This is a genomic window from Pseudomonas sp. AC242 (genome assembly GCF_979258655.1).
Map to the genome: position 1 here is coordinate 3,189,332 of NZ_OZ409873.1, position 17,897 is coordinate 3,207,228.

Below are 17,897 nucleotides of genomic sequence, written 5' to 3' on the forward strand. Positions count from 1 at the left end.
GGCACGAAATCCAAGTACAAAACTTCAAATCATTATGAAATCTTTACTTTGAAAGTTGTATTTATCTCGATAGCGAGTACAACTTCAGACTGCACTGAAGTCGTCGTCAAGAGCCGTTCAAAAACGCGTCACCTGCGGCTTGGGAAGCCAACAGACCGCAAAGGGGTTTTCGATTTTTCAGGAAGATGAACTCGTCTGAACCCGCGGCTTCCCGGGGCTCCATCGAGTGACTGCCATGAATTTGGCGACGCCATAATGACGCCAGGATTTCAGTCGACGCATGATCTTGCGCCACGCTGCGACCGATATGGGGAATGAGGTGAAATCGCAGAGATTCCGATCCAATGGAGTCCAGATACAAAGTTTCAATTCCTTGTGAAAACTTCTCGCGACCATCCTGGTCGCTTTATTACAGCCGTTATATACAGCCAGCATCTCGGGTGAAAAATAGTAGATTCGGAGCCTTCAGCTTGTCAATCGCTGTAACAAACATTTAATCAGAAACTGACCATTACGAACTATCCAGTTCACGTAACTGCTTGGCGTAATACTGGCATTGCGAGCTTCGCATTATCGACCCCCCGTGCACTCGCCGATCAAGACTGAATGGATCTTCCAATTAAAAACTTCGCCCATCGCCAGCGATTATCGAGTTATCGCGCAATTGCTCGGCAATATCACGCGCATTACATCAAGTCCAAAGTATTGCTTTTCATAACCAGATAATTGGCGAAGCGTCTTTGGCCGGAAAACAATTCCACGGCGCCTGACACTCTTCAACGCAAGACCTCGCGCGCCCATCAAAAGACATTAACCGCAAATCGCCCCCCCGAAAGTGCCAGTGGTGTGACAGGAACTCAACCCTTATCCTTGTCACCCCCGCCGTACCGTTGTCAGGAGTAACCCCCCATGCCCCATGAAGGCAATCTGTTGCAAGCCGCCGTCGTCTTTCTGTTCGCGGCCGTGCTCACCGTGCCTTTGGCCAAACGTCTGCAATTGGGTGCCGTGCTCGGTTATCTGTTTGCCGGGGTGATCATCGGCCCGTCGGTGCTCGGCCTGATCGGCAATCCGCAAAGCGTCGCGCATATTTCCGAACTCGGTGTGGTGTTGCTGCTGTTCATCATTGGCCTTGAGCTGTCGCCGCGACGCTTGTGGGTGATGCGCAAATCAGTGTTCGGCGTCGGCCTGGCGCAAGTGCTGTTGACCGCTTCGGTGATCGGCGTGCTGGCGTTGTCGGTGTTTGGCCAACCGCTGAACAGTGCGATTGTGCTTGGCCTCGGTCTGGCGCTCTCATCCACGGCATTCGGTCTGCAAAGTCTGGCCGAACGCAAGGAACTGACCAGCCCCCACGGGCGGCTGGCGTTTGCGATTCTGCTGTTCCAGGACATCGCCGCGATCCCGTTGATTGCGCTGGTGCCGATGCTGGCCGGGGGTGCCCACGACACCAGCAACGCCGAGAGTCTGAATCACGCACTGCAAGTGCTCGGCGGTATCGCGGTGGTCGTGGTCGGTGGGCGTTATCTGCTGCGTCCGGTGTTCCGCGTGGTGGCGAAAACCGGTTTGCCGGAAGTGTCGACGGCTACGGCGTTGCTGGTGGTGATCGGTACGGCGTGGTTGATGGATCTGGTCGGTGTGTCGATGGCGCTGGGGGCGTTTCTTGCCGGTTTGCTGTTGGCGGATTCGGAATATCGCCATGAACTGGAAGCGCAGATCGAGCCGTTCAAAGGGTTGCTGCTCGGGCTGTTTTTCATCAGTGTCGGCATGGGCGCCAACTTGAGTTTGCTGCTCAGCGCGCCGATCACCGTGTTGGGGCTGACGCTGCTGTTGATCGGTTTGAAGTTACCGCTGCTGTTCGTCGTCGGGCGCCTGGCCGGTGGCTTGAACAAGGTCAGTGCGATTCGCCTTGGTATCGTGTTGGCGGCGGGTGGTGAATTCGCCTTTGTGGTGTTCAAGATCGGTCGTGATCAGGGTCTGTTCGAACCACGCCTGTATGACTTGCTGGTGCTGACCATCACCCTGTCGATGGCGGTAACACCGTTGTTGCTGTTGATTTGCGCGCGGCTGGTCAGCCCGAAAGTGCAGCCGGTGGAAGTGCCGGAAAAATACCGTGAAATCGACACTGACACCCCGCGTGTAGTGATCGCCGGCATGGGCCGGATGGGTCAGATCGTGGCGCGGATTCTGCGTGCGCAGAACATCAAGTTCGTCGCGCTGGACACCTCGGTGGAAACCATTGAACTGTCGCGCAGCTTTGGCGGTGTGCCGGTGTTCTACGGCGACCCGATGCGCCCGGAAATCCTCAATGCGGCCAAGGTCGGCGAGGCGGAATATTTCGTGATTGCCACGGACGACCCGGACACCAACATCAAGACCGCCGAGGTGGTGCGCAAGCTGTATCCGCACATGAAGATCATCGCTCGGGCACGTAACCGTCAGCATGTGCACCGCTTGGTCGATGTCGGCGCGGAAGCGATTCGTGAAACCTATTACTCGAGTCTGGAAATGAGTCGACGCACCTTGGTCGGCCTCGGTTTGACCCAGGCCCAGGCCGATGCACGGATCAAGCGCTTCAAGCATCACGACGAACAGGTGCTGGAGGCGCAACACGCGATCTACGACGATGCCGCCAAAGTCCTGCAAACCGCCCAGGAAGCCCGGGCGGAACTGGCGCGGTTGTTCGAATCGGATCAGCTCGAAGAAGAATCACGCCAAACCTGAGCCACACCCGATTGTTCCCACGCGGAGCGTGGGAATGATCATCTTGCCAAGGTCAGACCAGTTCCAGTTCCAGCTCCTGTTTGACCGGCGCGACTTCAAACCGATCCGCCAGAAACGGTGTGATATCCAGCGGCAGCGGTTCATCGTTGACCAGTTTGTCCAGCAGCACGCCGGTAATCGCCGACGTCAGAATCCCGGTGCGGAAATGCCCGCAGGCATTCAGATAACCCTCCACCCCGCGCATCGGCCCGAGAATCGGCAACTCATCCGGCGAACCCGGGCGCAACCCCGCCCACGTACGCTTGAGGTTGACGTCTTTCAGCTCCGGCAGACACCGCACTGCGCCCTGCACCAGCCCGGCGATTTCCGGGTAGGTGGTGGTGACGTCGAAGCCTTTGTCTTCAGTGGTGCTGCCGATCAGGATCTCGCCGTTGTCCTTTTGCGCCACGTAGCAGTCGCTGGTGGTCAGGCAGCCGTTGAGGATTTTCGGCATGCGCTCGGTGAGCAGAATCTGGCCTTTCACCGGTTTCACCGGGATGCGAATCCCCGTCGCCCATTCGCTCAGATCCGCCGCCCAGGCACCGCCGGCGTTGATCAGCGTCTTGCAGTGGAATACGCCCTCCTCAGCCGTCTGCACACCGGTGACGCGGCTACCGTGGTGCAACACGCCGGTGACGTTGGTGTTGACGAAAATGTCGACGCCGTTCTGCCGCGCGCCTTCCATGTAGGCATCGGCGAGGCGGAACGGGCTGACCTGGTGATCGCAGAGAAATTCCAGTGCCCCGCGTGCTTCATGGCTGACGCTCGGTTCAGCCTCGCGCAGCGCCGCCTGATCAAGCCAGCGCACCTGGTCGGCCAGGTGCGGAATGCAGCCGACGATGTGCTCGGCGTAGAGCCGGTCTTCGTCGTCGTAGATGACGAATTTCAGCCCGGTCTTTTCGAACTTGAAATCCATCCCGTGATTGTCTTTCAGCTCACGGTGCAGCGCCGGGTACAACGCGTTGGACTGCAAGGCAAAATCGAAAAACGACTCCGGCAGAATGTGCGGCGTGCTCGCGTCCACGGCGACCGCCGCGCCCTGGGTTTCGCGTTTGCGGTTGGCCGACATCATGCGGAAGAAAATCACCCCGCAACCGAGGCCGACCGACTCACCGATCGCCCACAAACCGCCGGCCGAGGCACGGGTCGCGTTGCCCGGGCGCTTGGCGTCGATCAGTGCGACCTTGAGGTTTTTGCGCTTGGACAGTTGATAGGCGCAGGACGCCCCGATCACGCCACCACCGGCGATGACCACGTCGTAGAACTTACTCATGGGCAGCGGCCTCCGTGCCGATGGACTGGAACGCGGAAAAGGGAATCGGATCGATCGGGAAACGCGGGCGCAGCCAACCAACGTCCTTGCGTCCGGTGGCCTGGCGCAGGCGGTCGCTGCAGTAGCCGACGCACATCCGTCCCTGGCAATCGCCCATGCTCACGCGGGTACGCATTTTCAGGCTGGCGATGTCTTGCACGCCCTGCTCCAGCGCCAGGTCGATGTCGGCGCGGGTGGCGTGTTCGCAACGGCAAATCACCGTATCGGCAGCAGGCAATGCAGTCTGGCCAACGCCGCGTTCGGTGTAGCGATCCACAGCGGCGCGGAAGCGCACGATGGCTTTGAGTTTGCTCAAGTAGCGGTCGCGACGCACCCGCGCCAATTCCTCTTCGAGCACTCCGCGCTGCAGCAGAATCGAGGTCGCCGCGATCTTGCCAGCGAGCATCGCCGCTTCACCACCGCGAATCCCGCCCATGTCGCCGGCCAGATGCACGTGGGGTTCGTTGCTTTGCTGCCAGACGTTGGCGTTGGCGCGCAGATAGCCATCGTCACTGAAGCCGTGATCCAGGCCCATCTGCTGACTCAGTTGGGTGCGCGGAATAAAGCCGTAACCGACCGCGAGGGTCTTGGCCTCGAAACGCTCGACGCGGCTCATGTCCGGCTCCCAAGTCGCCGAGTACGGCGCGACGCTGACGCTTTTCAGTTCGTCTTCGCCGTGGGCTTCGACCACGCCCCAGCCGTAGTTCATCGGGATACCGTGCAGTTTCAGGTAGGCGAGCATGCTCAAGCCATCGAGGAACAGTTGTGGCTTGTTCAGCAGCGCCAGACTTTCACGGGCAATCTTGCCGAACGCGCAGGCTTCATACACGCCCGCGACGCTGACGCCCGAAGCGTGCAACTGCGTCGCCACCAGCGGCAGCAACGGCCCGGTGCCGGCGATGATCACCGGCCCTTGCGGCTTGACCACGCCGCTTTTGATTTGCAGTTGCAGGCCGCCAAGCATGATCACCCCCGGCAATGTCCAGCCGGGAAACGGCACGCTGCGTTCGTGGCAACCGGCGGCCAGGAGCAATTGTGGATACTCGATTTCGTGCAATTGCTCGTCACCATCCAGCACCACTAGCGCGCGGGTGCCTTCGGCGCCGACCACGCGATGGTTGAGGCGCACGTCGATCAGCCCGGCCTGCTCCTGAAAATCACCGTGCAGTTTGCCCAATGCTTCGGAATAACGCGGGCCGAGATAATCCAGTTGCACGCCATCACGCAGCGGCCCGCGATAAACCACGCCGCCAAGCCGCGATGCTTCTTCAAGCAAGGTGCAGCGCACACCGTGGCGCGCCAGTTCGATGGCCGCTGCCATCCCCGCCGGGCCACCGCCGACGATTACCGGTTGCAGGTTCATACGACCTCCTGCGCAGTGATGCGGTTGACCTGGGTTTCAATCTGCATGCCGTCGCGCACGACGGTCTGACAGGCACGGCGTTTGTGCCGGCCATTGATTTTCACCAGGCAGCACTGGCACACGCCCATGCCGCAGTAGGCGCCGGTGATCTGGTCGTGATCATTACGGGCAATCTGGCGAACGCCGAGGGACTGGATAACGCTGAGGACGGTTTCACCAATGGCGGCGGTGACCGCTTGGCCGTTGATATGGACGGTCATATCCGCCTGCGCCAACGGCTGGATATCGAAAGTTCTTTCTTGGCAGTGCATTGCGATGTTCATCCGTGAAAGTTCGGTTGAGGTGGTGTCAGCTCCTTGCTGCACTACACCGGGTCGACGCGTTTATTGTTGCTGTGATTGGGGCGTCGACACGGGTACTCCGTCAGCGCAACAAGGTGCGCGTGAAGCACTGTAGTTCATACCTCAGCAAAGGCCTGGATCATTTACGTTAGGCGATCTCGCCCGGCGAAATATTGATCCAGGCCAGTGAAAGCGGCTGGATTGTCCAACGATCAATTGGAGAAGACGTACTGCCCTTTGATCTTCCTTGTACCGACCAAAGCGAGGTCCGGAAACAGCAGCGATTTGACCCAGGCGGCGTAGAACACCATGGCCAGAATGAACGCCACGCCGAGCAGAGTCGACACGGGTTCTTCACTGAAGCCGTAGAATTCACGAGGAATCTGGCTGATCGTGAAGGTGACATAGATTGTGTAAATCACCGCGATGCCCTTGTAAAAGCCCCACGCAAACAAGAGCGGAATCACGCCAATAATCAAGACCATGGTCAATGCCATAGCGATGCCACCGTCATTGATTTGAAGCAGCCCGGCTATCGCCCCGAGAAGTCCCCAGATACCCATCAGTGCGACCAGAATGTTGACTTTAACGGCGTGTCGTTTTCTCAGGGCGGGATCCGGATGCGCCCCGATCCAGCCCGCCAGCACTCGATCCTTGACCTTGCCACCCGAAAACGCCTTGAAGGTTTCGGCCCTGGAATGCCCGCTATCGAGCATTTCGACGACTTTTCGTTTGATTGCTTGCTTGTTCAACGTATTCATCCTTAAACGTGCGCGCAACGGCCGCCCCGTTGCCGACGCGGATTTTCCCCTTGTTGCCCGTCAGAAAGCAAAAAGCCGCTTCCACCCGAAGGTGGAAACGGCCGAGGCATGGGCCTCAATGGAGCAATCAGTGCACGAACAGGGCGATCAGGATGATGATCGGGATCGGTACGCCGAGGAAAAACAGCAGTAATGAGCGCATGGTCATGCTCCTTGTTTAACGGACTGGAGTGGTCGTGGTGTAGGTGTCGACTTCTACGTACTCAACGGCATCCCGACGACGACCGCCGTAGGTGGCCGCGAGGCTGGCGAAGAACGCACCGGCCAACAGCGAGATGAACATCCACAGCGAGGTCCAGGCAGCGACTTTCGCAGCGGTGTCGGCGGCTTGTTGAGCTTTCAGTTTGGCGTCGGCCAGGGCTTTCTGAGTGCGGGCGTAGATTTCATCGACGCGGCGCTCGGCATCGGCCTGAGTCAGGTTGGTCCGCTGGGCGACCAGTTGCGCCAGGTAGGTACGGTCTTCGGCACTCAGCTGACCGTTGGCCAGGCTTTGTGCAAAGATCCGCGCCACGGCGCCATGCGCTGCGTCATCGCTGACCGAGGCTGGACGGTCATCGCGGAACAGGCTGTCGATGTAGTAACCGTACTGGTTGCTGTCGGTGTTGGCCGCCGCAGAACCGGCCGCTTGGGTCATGGCGCTGGCAGCACCGCCAGCGACACTGGCACCGGCCTGCACACCACCACTGATCACACTGCTGACCGAGCCGACCACCAGCACCGCGGTGACCAACGTCGCCACACACCAGGCAAGGAAGCCGTGCGCGGTGTCACGGAAATACACTTCGTCACCGTGCATGTTCGCCCACTTCACCCGCAGACGACCGGCGATGTAGCCACCCATGCCGGAAGCGATGATTTGCGTCGCCGCCAGCCAGACGATTGTCGAAATGCCCAGGCCCTTGGCGCTCACGCCCTCTCCGGCCCACGGTGAAACGGCAGATAAACCCAAACCAAACCCGAGCAGGACTAAAATCATCGACAGTGCAGCGGCAGCCGCAGCACCGGCGAAAATCGCGCCCCAGGACACGCCCGAAACGCTGCTCGACTCTTCAACGGCGGGATAAAACCCATCAGGGGATCTATTCATTGTTGTTCTGCTCCAGGCATGAAAAATGGTGTTACAACTCGTCAGCAGATGAATTGCAGTGACCGTGCCAGTCGCGAGAAATAAATAAATCTTTTATTTTCAATCAGTTAGAAAGAATGAACTTCCTCGGACCATGCAAATTGCAACAAGGGCCGAATAACAGCGGGTTTTATGCATTGGCACAAATGCCAGTTATTTACGTTTGTAGCTTTTGTTGCCGCTAGGCGTCAGGCAATACACCCCGCCACGTGGGCCAGTACAAAACGAACCCGTGCCGCAGGCGCAACCATCATCACTTTGCAGGAGGTTTTGTGGACGGGCCTGCTGGGGCTCGCCAAACATCGCCGCGCAGCTTTTCTTCGAGCCGCTGATGGAACCGTCATTGCACAGGAACAGGTCGCCATCGCAGCGAGCGATCCCGCCTTTTTTGCCGGAACACGGCGTATTGGCCGCCCATGCCGAAGCGCTGAACAGCACCAGCAACAGACCGGTAATTGGCATCCAGCCACGGCGAATGGAAATACGCACGGGACAACTCCTGTAGAGAATTATGGCCAGATGATATCAACGTTCCGGCAAATTAATCCCCAAAGCGCGCAAATGACAGCTACAACATGAAAGTTAATTTAAAGCGTCGCCGGAATTTCTTGGCAAAATGCTGCCATTCCGTTTGAACCGATCAGCAGGCCTGCCTATGACTCGTATCTTGACCATCGAAGACGACGCCGTGACCGCCCGGGAAATCGTCGCCGAACTGAGCAGCCACGGGCTGGAAGTCGACTGGGTCGACAATGGCCGCGAAGGCCTCGACCGCGCCGTGAGCGGCAACTACGACCTGATCACCCTCGACCGCATGTTGCCCGAACTCGATGGCCTGGCCATCGTCACTACCCTGCGCACCATGGGCGTGGCCACGCCGATTCTGATGATCAGCGCGCTCTCCGATGTCGACGAGCGCGTACGCGGCTTGCGCGCCGGCGGCGATGACTACCTGACCAAACCGTTCGCCACCGATGAAATGGCCGCGCGGGTTGAAGTGTTGCTGCGTCGGCAGAACAGCGGCGCCACTCAGGCCACGACGCTGCAGGTCGCCGACCTCGAACTCGACTTGATCAGCCACGAAGCGCGACGTGCCGAACAGGTGCTGACGCTGCTGCCGACCGAATACAAATTGCTCGAATTCCTCATGCGCAACAGTGGCCAGATCCTCTCGCGCATGATGATTTTCGAAGAGGTCTGGGGCTATCACTTCGACCCCGGCACCAACCTGATCGACGTGCACATCGGCCGTCTGCGCAAGAAGATCGACGCCGCCGGCCATGTGCCGCTGATCCGCACCGTACGGGGCTCGGGTTATGTCATTGCCGAACCCGTCTGACGGCTGGCGCTCCTCCAGCAGCCGTTTGCTGGCGCTGTACAGTTCGCTGTTCGTGGCCTGGAGCGCGATCCTTATGGGGGTCATGTATTACGAGGTCTCCGGCTACCTCGACAACCTCGCCAAACACTCGCTGATGCAACGCCAGCACCTGTTTTCGCACTTTCGCGGCGAACAGCTGGAAGACGCCCTCGCCGCCAGCATGACCTTCGACATTCGTGGCATCGACGCTTATGGCCTGTTCGATGCCAACGGCGTTTACCTCGGCGGTGCGTTGCAGCAGATCCCCGAAGGCCTGCCGCTGGACGGCAAGATCCACATGCTTGCCGAATGCGCCGACTCCGACGACCCGACCCTGCCCAATGACAGCTGCGACGCGGTGGCCACGCAAACCCGCGACGGCCGCTGGCTGGTGCTGCTGCGCGACAACGGCTCGCTGTTCGCCGTCACGCGGATCATTTTGCATGCGTTGTTCTGGGGCGTATCGCTGACGATTCTGCCTGGAATCGCCGGTTGGCATTTGCTCCGGCGTCGGCCACTGCGGCGGATCAGAGCCATTCAGGACAGCGCCCAGGCGATCGTGGCCGGCGACCTGACCCATCGCCTGCCACTGTCCAATCGCCGCGATGAACTGGACATGCTCGCGGCCATCGTCAACGCCATGCTGGAGCGCATCGAGCGTTTGATGAATGAAGTCAAAGGCGTCTGCGACAACATCGCCCATGATTTGCGCACCCCGCTGACGCGCCTGCGCGCGCAGTTGTATCGCATGCAGCAGCAGGCCGGCGAAGGCTCGCAGGAAGCAGCGCAACTGGATCTGGTGCTGGCCGAAGCCGACACGCTGATGGCGCGGTTTCGCGGTTTGCTGCGGATTTCCGAACTGGAAGATCGCCAGCGCCGCTCAGGTTTTGTCGAACTCGACCCGGTGCAATTGCTGGAAGAGCTGCATGAGTTTTACCTCCCGCTGGCCGAAGAAGGCGAACTGCGTTTCGAGCTGAACATGCCGGAGACGTTGCCGCCGCTCAATGGCGATCGGGCGTTGCTGTTCGAGGCGCTGGCCAATCTGCTGAGCAACTCGATCAAGTTCACCCCGCCGGGCGGTACGGTGATGCTGCGCGGGGTGAACGCAGGTGGGCAGACGCGCATTGAAGTGCATGACTCAGGACCGGGAATTCCCGAGGCTGAGCGTGAAGCGGTGTTCCAGCGTTTCTATCGCGCCGAGGGTGGGCAACCGCAGGGTGGCTTTGGCTTGGGGCTGTCGATTGTGGCGGCGATTGTCAGCTTGCATGGCTTCAGTCTTGAAGTCGGCAGCAGTGATCTGGGTGGGGCGAAACTGCTGCTCGATTGCCGGCAGAGCCTGATCGAAAACTCCTGATCCCTGACATGAGCGTTCCCACGCTCTGCGTGGGAACGATCATCAACTCAGGCTGGGTAATTGGCTCGGAGTGCCTCGAGGCCACCCTGATAGATACCGCTGAACAGCGCCACCACCTCCTCATCACTCACGCCTTTGGCATTGAAGCGCCCCGACCACGTCACCCGTGCGCCCTGCCCCTGTGCTTCAACCTTGATCGTCGCCAGATAGTCAGTCGCCGGGAACGGTGCCTGTTCAATCGAATAGCTGTAAGTCTTCGCCGCGTTATCGAACGCTTGCAGACGCTCGACCACCACAGCGCCGTCAGCGGTTTGCAAGGTGCGCACGCGGCCGCCGTCGCTCAGTTCACTGTTGGGTATAAAGGGCAGCCAATCGGGCAGCGTGTTAAAGCCGCCGATCAATTGCCAGACCTGATCGGCCGAAGCCGGAATATCGATGGTTGCAGATGCTGTTGGCATAAATAAACGTCTCTCCAGAATTCAGATAGTCAGGCTGTCGACCACGCCGCCATCGACGCGCAAAGCGGCGCCAGTGGTGGCCGACGACAGCGGCGAAGCAATGTAGGTCACCAGATGCGCGACCTCTTCGACATCCGCTACGCGCTGGATGATCGAGGTCGGGCGGGCCTTGCGTACAAAGGCGTCGGCTTCATCGCGCACGTTACGCCCGGATTCGGCAGCGGCATCCTTGAGCATGTCTTCGAGGCCATCGGTGAAGGTCGGCCCCGGCAGGATCGCATTGACCGTCACCCCGGTGCCAGCCAGACGTTTGGCCAGACCGTGCGACACCGCCAGATTGGCGCTTTTGGTCACGCCGTAATTGATCATGTCGGCCGGTGTGGCGACGCCGGATTCCGAGGACAGGAAAATCACCCGGCCCCAGCCCTGCTCGACCATCGCCGGCACGTAATGCCGAGACAGGCGCACGCCGGAAATCACGTTGACCTCATAGAAGCGCGTCCACTCGCTGTCCGGCGCTTCGAAGAAATCCACGGCGTCGAAGATGCCGAGATTGTTCACCAGAATGTCCGCGCGCGGTTCGGCGGCGAACAGTTTCTGCGCGCCTTCGGCGGTGCCCAGATCGGCCGTCAAGCCACGCAATTGCGCGCCCGGCACCTTCTCGCGAATGCTCGCCAGCGCCTGCTCGACCTTGGCGGCATCGCGACCGATCACCACCACTGTGGCGCCCGCTTCGGCCAGCGACTGGCTGATGCCCAGACCAATGCCGGCGGTGCTGCCGCTGACGATGGCCAGTTTTCCATTCAGATCAATCTTCATGCTTTCACCTCATCGATTGGCAATGGTGCACGTTCGGAAACCAGTTTGGCGTCGCGCATCGCCTGCCAGAAACCGGCAGGAATGATCGCCGATAACGCCGCGACATCTTCAGCGATTCGACCGGGTTTGCTCGCGCCGGGAATCACCGCCGCAACAGCGGGATTGGCCAGCGAGAACTGCAACGCAGCCGCTTTGATATCGACGTTGTAAGCGGCGGCGATGCGCTTGATCTGCTCAACTTTGGCGATGACCTCAGGGCTGGCCTGCTGGTATTCGAAGTGCGAGCCTCCCGCCAGAATTCCTGAGCTGTAAGGGCCACCGACGACGATTTCAACGTTCTGTGCCAGCGCTGCATCCATCAAGCGTTGCAACGGGCGTTCGTGATCCAGCAGCGTGTAGCGGCCGGCCAACAGGAAGCCATCCGGCTGCGCTTCGCTGAGGTCGAGGGTCAGTTCACACGGCTCGACTTTGTTCACGCCCAGGCCCCAGCCTTTGATCACGCCTTCTTCGCGCAAGCGGGTCAGCACTTTGAATGCGCCAGTGCGGGCCTGATTGAAGTACTCCAGCCATTGATCGCCATAGAAGTCCTGAGCGATGTCGTGCACCCAGACGATGTCGAGGCGATCGGTTTGCAGACGCTTGAGGCTGTCTTCGATCGAACGCATAGTCGCGTCGGCGCTGTAGTCATTGACGATCTTGTTCGGGCGACCGTGTTCGAAAACCCCGCTTTTTTCGCCGAGATCGCGGGCGGCGGCGTCTTCGACTTCATCGAGAATCACCCGGCCGACCTTGCTGCTCAGCACGTAGTCGTCGCGCTTGTATTGCTTCAGCGCTTCGCCGAGGCGGATCTCCGACAGCCCGGAGCCGTAGAACGGCGCGGTGTCGAAGTAACGCACACCGGCATCCCACGCGGCATGCACGGTGGCTTGCGCTTCGTCTTCGGGGATGGCGCGGAACATGTTGCCCAGTGGCGCGGTGCCGAAGCCGAGTTGGCCGGGCAGTTTGTCTTTCAAGCTCATGGGTTTTTCCTCAATAGGTTCTGGGTCTGTGCGACCGTTGAGCAGATCCTAGATTGCGACACCGAGACCGTCCAAGACATAATGCGCAGCACTTGAGTCCCTAAAGGTCTGACATGATCGACATCCGCCAATTGCGCTACTTCGTTGTCGTCGCCGAGGAAGAACACGTCGGTCGCGCCGCCGAACGGCTGCATATTTCCCAGTCGCCACTGAGCCGGCAGATCGCCCAGCTCGAAGAACGCCTGGGTCTGACGCTGTTCGAGCGCAGCCAGCAACGTATTCGCCTGACTCGCGACGGCCAGACTTTTCTTGCCGAAACCCGCGCCCTGCTCACCCACGCCAATCGCCTCGAGTCCCTCGGCAAACGCCTCGGTCGCGGTGAAGAAGGCGGTTTGTGCATCGGCTATATCGAGAACGCCATGCACGCCGGCGTCCTGCCCAATGCCTTGCGCGTGTTGCGTGCGGATCGTCCCAACGTCCATGTCGCGCTGTACAACCTCAGCTCCGCCGAGCAATTGGAAGGCTTGCGACAGCGTAGTCTCGATATCGCCTTGGTGAGTGAGCCGCCGACCGATGACGACCCTGATCTGTTGGGCTTTCAGGTGCTGGATGATCCGATGCTGCTGGCGTTGCCGGAACACCATCCATTGGCGCAACAAGCGGCGTTGAGTCCCGATGATCTGGCTGATCAGGAATGGATCGGCGTGCAGCCGCGTCAGGATGCCAATGATGAGTTCGTCAGCGCCTGCATCCGCGCCGGCTTCACCCCGGATGTGCGCATGCAGGCGACCGAACCGTTTACCGCGCTGGGGTTGGTGGCGTCGGGGTTGGGGATTGCGATGATTCAGAAGGGTTTGAGCCATAACGCGCCGCCGGGCGTGGTGTTGCGCGAGCTGCCGTGGCTGACCTTGACCACGCCATTGTGGGCGGCGTGGCACCGGATCAATTTGCGGCCGCTGGTCGAGACTTTCAGGAAAGTCCTGACTGACGACAAGATATCCGCTGACTGACAGGCTCGCTCCCACAGGTTTTGCGGTGGATCTACACTCAACGGATACGCCCCAGCCGTGAGTTGACCATGAAAATGTCCGCACAAATGACCGTCGTCGCGGTACTCGCCACCCTCGCTTATCTGGGTCTGGCCGTGTGGGGCATTGGCGGTGTGGCGATGTTCTTTTCCCATGGCTCGCTGGTGATCGTCGCACTGGCGACGGTGGCCATGGTGATCGCCTCACTGTTCAGCGAGGTCAACCTCAGCTCCGGTGAGCGTGAAGATCGCGCCAATCGCTGGGTGATTCCGGCGTTTGGGGTGATCGGACTGGTCAGTGGTTTCTTGCCGGCCTACTGCGACCGGGTGAACTTCTGGACGGTGGGCGGCGAAGGCGTGCGCTGGCTCGGCACTTTGCTGTTCATCATCGGCGGCGCGCTGCGATTGTGGCCGGTGTTTGTGCTGGGGCGGCGGTTTAGTGGATTGGTGGCGATACAGCCGGGGCACCGGTTGGTCACCGATGGCATTTACCAACGGCTGCGCAATCCGAGTTATCTGGGGTTGGTGATCAATGCCGTGGGCTGGGCGCTGGCATTTCGCTCGGTGGTCGGCTTGATGCTGGCGGCGCTGACGTTGATTCCGCTGATTGCCCGGATTCATTCGGAGGAGGCGCTGCTGCGTGCGCAGTTTGGGGCGGAGTACGACGCTTACTGTGCGCGCAGCTGGCGGTTGCTGCCCGGCGTTTATTGATTTGCGAACACAGTCCCCCTGTAGGAGTGAGCCTGCTCGCGATAGCGGTGTGTCAGTCAAATCTGTGTGTCTGACACACCGCTATCGCGAGCAGGCTCACTCCTACAAGGGACTGTGTTGTGTCAGTTTTTTTGCAGGTGAAGTTTGCCGTCGTTGTCGACCTTGACCTGCACCGCAGCATAACTGGCCAACGTCGCATGGGCCGTTTCCAGCGGATGCTGATGCGTCGTGGTGATGATCATCAGCGGTGCACCGGCCGCTTCGGCAGCCTGAATACCGACGGTGGCGTCTTCAAAGATCAGGCAATCATGCGGCTCCAGGCCCAGTCGTTTGGCCGCCAGTAAATAGCCGGCCGGGTCGGGCTTACCCGCCTTCACATCTTCAGCGGTGATCATCACCGCAGGCTCTGGAATCCCCGCCGCCGCCATGCGCCGCAACGCCAGATCCCGTGGCGCCGAGGTCACCATCGCCCAGCGATCTTTGGGCAGGCTGTTGAGAAACTTCGCCGCGCCGGGAATCTCGACAATGCCTTCAACGTCTCCGATTTCCGCCTCGGTAATGAACGCCGCTTGGGCATCAGCATCCACCCCCGGCAGGTTCAGACGGGTGATGGTATCGATGGCGCGCACGCCATGAATGGTCGGCAAAAAGGTCTCCACATCGACGCCATGGCGCACGGCCCAGGCTGACCAGATCCGCTCGGCGGCGGCAATGGAGTTGAGGACAGTGCCGTCCATGTCGAACAGAAACGCGCCGAACGCGCGATCGAATACAGCATCGTGAGCAGACAAAGGTTCACATCCTCTGGCAAAAGACCGGGCGGGCAATGTAGCACTTGCCCGGCCGATTCACCCAGCGTGTCAGTGCAGGCGCGGTGCCTTGGATTTGAAGGCGCTGTCGACGCAGTCGAGCAACTGCCCAATGGCCCACGGCTTTTTGATGAACGCCACCGGATACTTGACCCCGGAGGTCTCGGGCGTTTCATAACCGGACATGACCATCACCGGTTTGTCCGGCCAGCGGTCGCCGACCAGGTTGGCCAGATCCGCGCCATTAAGGGTGCCGGGCATGGTGATGTCAGTCAGCAGCAACGCCACGTTCGGGGCGTTTTGCTCAAGGTAAAGTGATGCGGCGTCGGCACTGGTCTGCGGCTCGACCTTGAAACCTTCCTCCTGAAGAATTTCGCAGAGAAACTCCAGAATCAACGGATCGTCCTCAACCACCAGAATCAATCCGTCAGGAAGGTGCGCGCTCGCCGTCGGTGTTGGGCACATGGAACTGCACTCCCTGAATTGCATTAACGATTTAGCGGCTTGAATCCGCTGCTTAACTGGTATGAGCAGCGGGCTCTGCAGAAATTCATTTTTGATACAGGTCTTTTGCGAAAGGCCATTTTTGCCCGTCGCAGGCAATCGTTCGCGACGGCGTATTTGTGGTTAAAATGCCGGCCCTTTTGCTTGCCGATCCTGACTGATGAACCCTGAAGCCCTCGCCATTCTCCACGCCCATCTGCTGCCGGCCCTCGCTGCAGCACCGAGCGAAACCCGTCGCCTGTTCCACGGGCGCGGACGCTGCTGGGCCGGGCTGGAGCAGTTGACCGTGGACTGGCTGCAAGGCGTGGTGCTGGTGTCGCTGTTCAAGGAGCCGGCACCTGAGCAACTGGACAATCTCAAGGCGTTGCTGCTGGAACTCACGGGGTCCGCCGAATGGAAACAGTCTGGCGCACACACGCTGTTGATCCAGCATCGCTACTTGCCGCAGAGCACTGCCGAATGGCTGCTGGGTGATGAGATCGACGAAATGAGCATCGTCGAGGGCGGCTTGCAATACCGCGTCGACCTGGGCCGCAAGCAAAACACCGGGCTGTTTCTCGACATGCGTTACGGGCGCAACTGGGTGCGCGAACAGGCCAGCGGCAAACGCGTGCTCAACCTGTTTGCCTACACCTGCGGTTTTTCCGTGGCCGCCATCGAGGGTGGCGCGAGCCATGTGGTCAACCTGGACATGTCCCGCGCCGCGCTGAGCCGTGGCCGCGACAACCATCGCTTGAACGGCCATGACCTGAGCAAAGTCAGTTTCCTCGGCCACGACCTGTTCAAGTCCTGGGGCAAGGTGATCAACAGCGGCCCTTATGACCTGGTGATCATCGATCCGCCGTCGTTCCAGAAAGGCAGTTTCCTGCTGACCAAGGATTACCAGCGCGTGCTGCGCCGTTTGCCGGAATTGCTCACCGCGCAGGGCACGGTACTGGCGTGCATGAATGACCCGGCGTTCGGTTCGGACTTTCTGATTGATGGCGTGACGCAGGAAGCGCCGAGTCTGCGTTTTGTAGAGCGGCTGCAGAATCCGCCGGAGTTTCCGGACATTGATCCTGAAAGCGGACTCAAGGCTTTGGTCTTCCAGCGTACCCCCTGACACCCCGCCATCGCGCAAACACCACGGCCCCCTGTGGGAGCTGGCTTGCCAGCGATGAGGACGGCGCAGTCGACATCTTCATCGCCCGACATACCGCCATCGCTGGCAAGCCAGCTCCCACAGGTTTTGCGGTGAATCAGGGAGTTGGCGGGCGCAACACCAGCGCAAACAACTCACCATGCCCGGTGACATTGAGCTTGTGATACAGATTGCGGCGATGCACCTTCACCGTCTCCGGCGAGATGCCCATCTGCTGGGCCATCGCTTTGCTGGAGAAGCCCTGCAAGATCAGCCGCGCCGTATCGACCTCGCGCACCGTCAGCCGCGCATCGAAACGATCAAGCAACGTTGCCAGATCACCGACCGGCGTTTCCGCCAGCGCGCCCTGAGGCAGCAGCAACTGCACATGCCGACGCATCGCCGCCAACACCCAATCGCGCACGCACAGCAGTCGACCCTGCTCGGCCATGCCGAACGGCGTCGAACGGCCCAAGGACAAACCGAGCACGCCGCCCTCGACATTGATCATGAACTGCAACTCGTCCTCGCCCACCACTGAACGAAAATAGCTCTGGTAGTACTCGCTGTGCAGAAACTGGTCCGGCGCCACCGAGGCGAGGCTGTGCAAGCCGTCGGCAATGCCGGTCGATGCGACCTGGTAAAACGGATCGAGCAGGTACATGCCGGCGCTGTAACTGGCCAGTTCTTCCTGCTCGTCGGCGCGGCCCTGGCTGTCGAAGTCGATCAGCAACTGCGGCGCCTGCCCGGCTTTCATCAGCGCCACCAGCGCGTTGTCCAGTGGCACCAGCAGCCGCAACGTATCGACCAGCGCGCGCCAAAAAACCTCTTGGCCAACACCAGCAAATACCCGCGCCAGGCTTTGATGCACCGGCAGTTCCTGCAACAACGCGTCCACGCACTACCCCTTTTGAGTAACCCATGATGGGAATGGGTCAGGCGTGACCGGCCCGATAGGCTGAGCACTCCTGTTCATCACCGGCCTGCACAGGCCAGGAG

19 protein-coding genes are annotated in these 17,897 nt (G+C 60.1%); 7 read left to right on the forward strand and 12 right to left on the reverse strand.

Features of this window, described 5'->3' with window-relative positions; all coding sequences use genetic code 11:
• Window positions 1-909: 909 nt before the first annotated feature.
• Window positions 910-2,718: a monovalent cation:proton antiporter-2 (CPA2) family protein gene (locus ACZZ0A_RS14245; RefSeq protein WP_123376652.1), complete on the forward strand. Its 1,809-nt coding sequence runs from the start codon at window positions 910-912 to the stop codon at window positions 2,716-2,718.
• Window positions 2,719-2,770: 52 nt separating this feature from the next.
• Here ACZZ0A_RS14245 and hcnC read toward each other — a convergent pair whose 3' ends face one another.
• From hcnC to ACZZ0A_RS14265, 4 genes are all read right to left on the reverse strand, one after another.
• Window positions 2,771-4,030: a cyanide-forming glycine dehydrogenase subunit HcnC gene (hcnC, locus tag ACZZ0A_RS14250; protein ID WP_123376651.1), complete on the reverse strand. Its 1,260-nt coding sequence runs from the start codon at window positions 4,028-4,030 to the stop codon at window positions 2,771-2,773.
• A complete protein-coding gene (gene hcnB / locus ACZZ0A_RS14255; protein ID WP_463543351.1) occupies window positions 4,023-5,432 on the reverse strand; it encodes a cyanide-forming glycine dehydrogenase subunit HcnB in 1,410 nt (469 codons plus the stop codon). The genes hcnC and hcnB overlap by 8 nt, the downstream gene beginning before the upstream one ends.
• A complete protein-coding gene (gene hcnA / locus ACZZ0A_RS14260; protein WP_042704901.1) occupies window positions 5,429-5,743 on the reverse strand; it encodes a cyanide-forming glycine dehydrogenase subunit HcnA in 315 nt (104 codons plus the stop codon). Before hcnA ends, hcnB begins: the two co-directional genes overlap by 4 nt.
• Before the next feature lie 242 nt (window positions 5,744-5,985).
• Window positions 5,986-6,525 carry a hypothetical protein gene (locus tag ACZZ0A_RS14265; RefSeq protein WP_007915001.1) on the reverse strand — a complete coding sequence of 180 codons (540 nt, stop codon included), beginning with the start codon at window positions 6,523-6,525 and terminating at the stop codon, window positions 5,986-5,988.
• Here ACZZ0A_RS14265 and ACZZ0A_RS14270 point away from each other — a divergent pair.
• On the forward strand, window positions 6,518-6,727 hold the full coding sequence (locus ACZZ0A_RS14270) for a hypothetical protein (protein ID WP_141231768.1): 210 nt from the start codon (window positions 6,518-6,520) through the stop codon (window positions 6,725-6,727). The genes ACZZ0A_RS14265 and ACZZ0A_RS14270 overlap by 8 nt on opposite strands.
• Before the next feature lie 24 nt (window positions 6,728-6,751).
• Here ACZZ0A_RS14270 and ACZZ0A_RS14275 read toward each other — a convergent pair whose 3' ends face one another.
• Both ACZZ0A_RS14275 and ACZZ0A_RS14280 read right to left on the reverse strand, forming a co-directional pair.
• Window positions 6,752-7,681: a hypothetical protein gene (locus ACZZ0A_RS14275; protein WP_463543352.1), complete on the reverse strand. Its 930-nt coding sequence runs from the start codon at window positions 7,679-7,681 to the stop codon at window positions 6,752-6,754.
• Between the two features lie 192 nt (window positions 7,682-7,873).
• The gene (locus ACZZ0A_RS14280; RefSeq protein WP_042704902.1) at window positions 7,874-8,182 is read right to left on the reverse strand and encodes a YdcA family protein; all 309 of its coding nucleotides are present in this window, start codon (window positions 8,180-8,182) and stop codon (window positions 7,874-7,876) included.
• Window positions 8,183-8,375: 193 nt separating this feature from the next.
• Here ACZZ0A_RS14280 and ACZZ0A_RS14285 point away from each other — a divergent pair, with 193 nt between their 5' ends.
• Window positions 8,376-9,059 (forward strand): response regulator transcription factor, encoded by a 684-nt coding sequence (locus tag ACZZ0A_RS14285; RefSeq protein WP_007914996.1) that lies wholly within the window; start codon window positions 8,376-8,378, stop codon window positions 9,057-9,059.
• Entirely contained in the window at window positions 9,037-10,431 is a 1,395-nt protein-coding gene (locus ACZZ0A_RS14290; protein WP_007914995.1) for a sensor histidine kinase, read from the forward strand. Before ACZZ0A_RS14285 ends, ACZZ0A_RS14290 begins: the two co-directional genes overlap by 23 nt.
• A 47-nt stretch (window positions 10,432-10,478) precedes the next feature.
• Here ACZZ0A_RS14290 and ACZZ0A_RS14295 read toward each other — a convergent pair whose 3' ends face one another.
• The 3 genes from ACZZ0A_RS14295 to ACZZ0A_RS14305 are packed head-to-tail and all read right to left on the reverse strand — an operon-like array spanning window position 10,479 to window position 12,727.
• Complete coding sequence (locus ACZZ0A_RS14295) at window positions 10,479-10,889, reverse strand: SRPBCC family protein (protein ID WP_095113643.1); 411 nt, start codon at window positions 10,887-10,889, stop codon at window positions 10,479-10,481.
• 21 nt (window positions 10,890-10,910) lie between these two features.
• Window positions 10,911-11,708, reverse strand: a complete 798-nt coding sequence (locus ACZZ0A_RS14300) for an SDR family NAD(P)-dependent oxidoreductase (RefSeq protein WP_463543353.1) — start codon at window positions 11,706-11,708, stop codon at window positions 10,911-10,913.
• The gene (locus ACZZ0A_RS14305) at window positions 11,705-12,727 is read right to left on the reverse strand and encodes an aldo/keto reductase (protein ID WP_463543354.1); all 1,023 of its coding nucleotides are present in this window, start codon (window positions 12,725-12,727) and stop codon (window positions 11,705-11,707) included. The genes ACZZ0A_RS14300 and ACZZ0A_RS14305 overlap by 4 nt, the downstream gene beginning before the upstream one ends.
• A 113-nt stretch (window positions 12,728-12,840) precedes the next feature.
• On the opposite strand from ACZZ0A_RS14305, the gene ACZZ0A_RS14310 reads away from it, so the two are divergent.
• Both ACZZ0A_RS14310 and ACZZ0A_RS14315 read left to right on the forward strand, forming a co-directional pair.
• Window positions 12,841-13,737: a LysR substrate-binding domain-containing protein gene (locus tag ACZZ0A_RS14310; protein ID WP_007914988.1), complete on the forward strand. Its 897-nt coding sequence runs from the start codon at window positions 12,841-12,843 to the stop codon at window positions 13,735-13,737.
• Window positions 13,738-13,805: 68 nt separating this feature from the next.
• Window positions 13,806-14,465, forward strand: coding sequence for a methyltransferase family protein (locus ACZZ0A_RS14315; protein WP_123376647.1), 660 nt, complete (start codon window positions 13,806-13,808; stop codon window positions 14,463-14,465).
• Window positions 14,466-14,587: 122 nt separating this feature from the next.
• On the opposite strand, the gene ACZZ0A_RS14320 is transcribed toward ACZZ0A_RS14315, so the two are convergent.
• Complete coding sequence (locus ACZZ0A_RS14320; protein ID WP_007914986.1) at window positions 14,588-15,256, reverse strand: HAD family hydrolase; 669 nt, start codon at window positions 15,254-15,256, stop codon at window positions 14,588-14,590.
• Between the two features lie 69 nt (window positions 15,257-15,325).
• Entirely contained in the window at window positions 15,326-15,739 is a 414-nt protein-coding gene (locus ACZZ0A_RS14325) for a response regulator (protein WP_007914984.1), read from the reverse strand.
• Window positions 15,740-15,938: 199 nt separating this feature from the next.
• Between ACZZ0A_RS14325 and ACZZ0A_RS14330 the strand changes: the two genes are divergently transcribed.
• On the forward strand, window positions 15,939-16,880 hold the full coding sequence (locus ACZZ0A_RS14330; protein WP_463543355.1) for a class I SAM-dependent methyltransferase: 942 nt from the start codon (window positions 15,939-15,941) through the stop codon (window positions 16,878-16,880).
• A gap of 136 nt (window positions 16,881-17,016) precedes the next feature.
• On the opposite strand, the gene ACZZ0A_RS14335 is transcribed toward ACZZ0A_RS14330, so the two are convergent.
• On the reverse strand, window positions 17,017-17,796 hold the full coding sequence (locus tag ACZZ0A_RS14335) for a helix-turn-helix transcriptional regulator (protein ID WP_463543356.1): 780 nt from the start codon (window positions 17,794-17,796) through the stop codon (window positions 17,017-17,019).
• Window positions 17,797-17,897 lie beyond the last annotated feature (101 nt).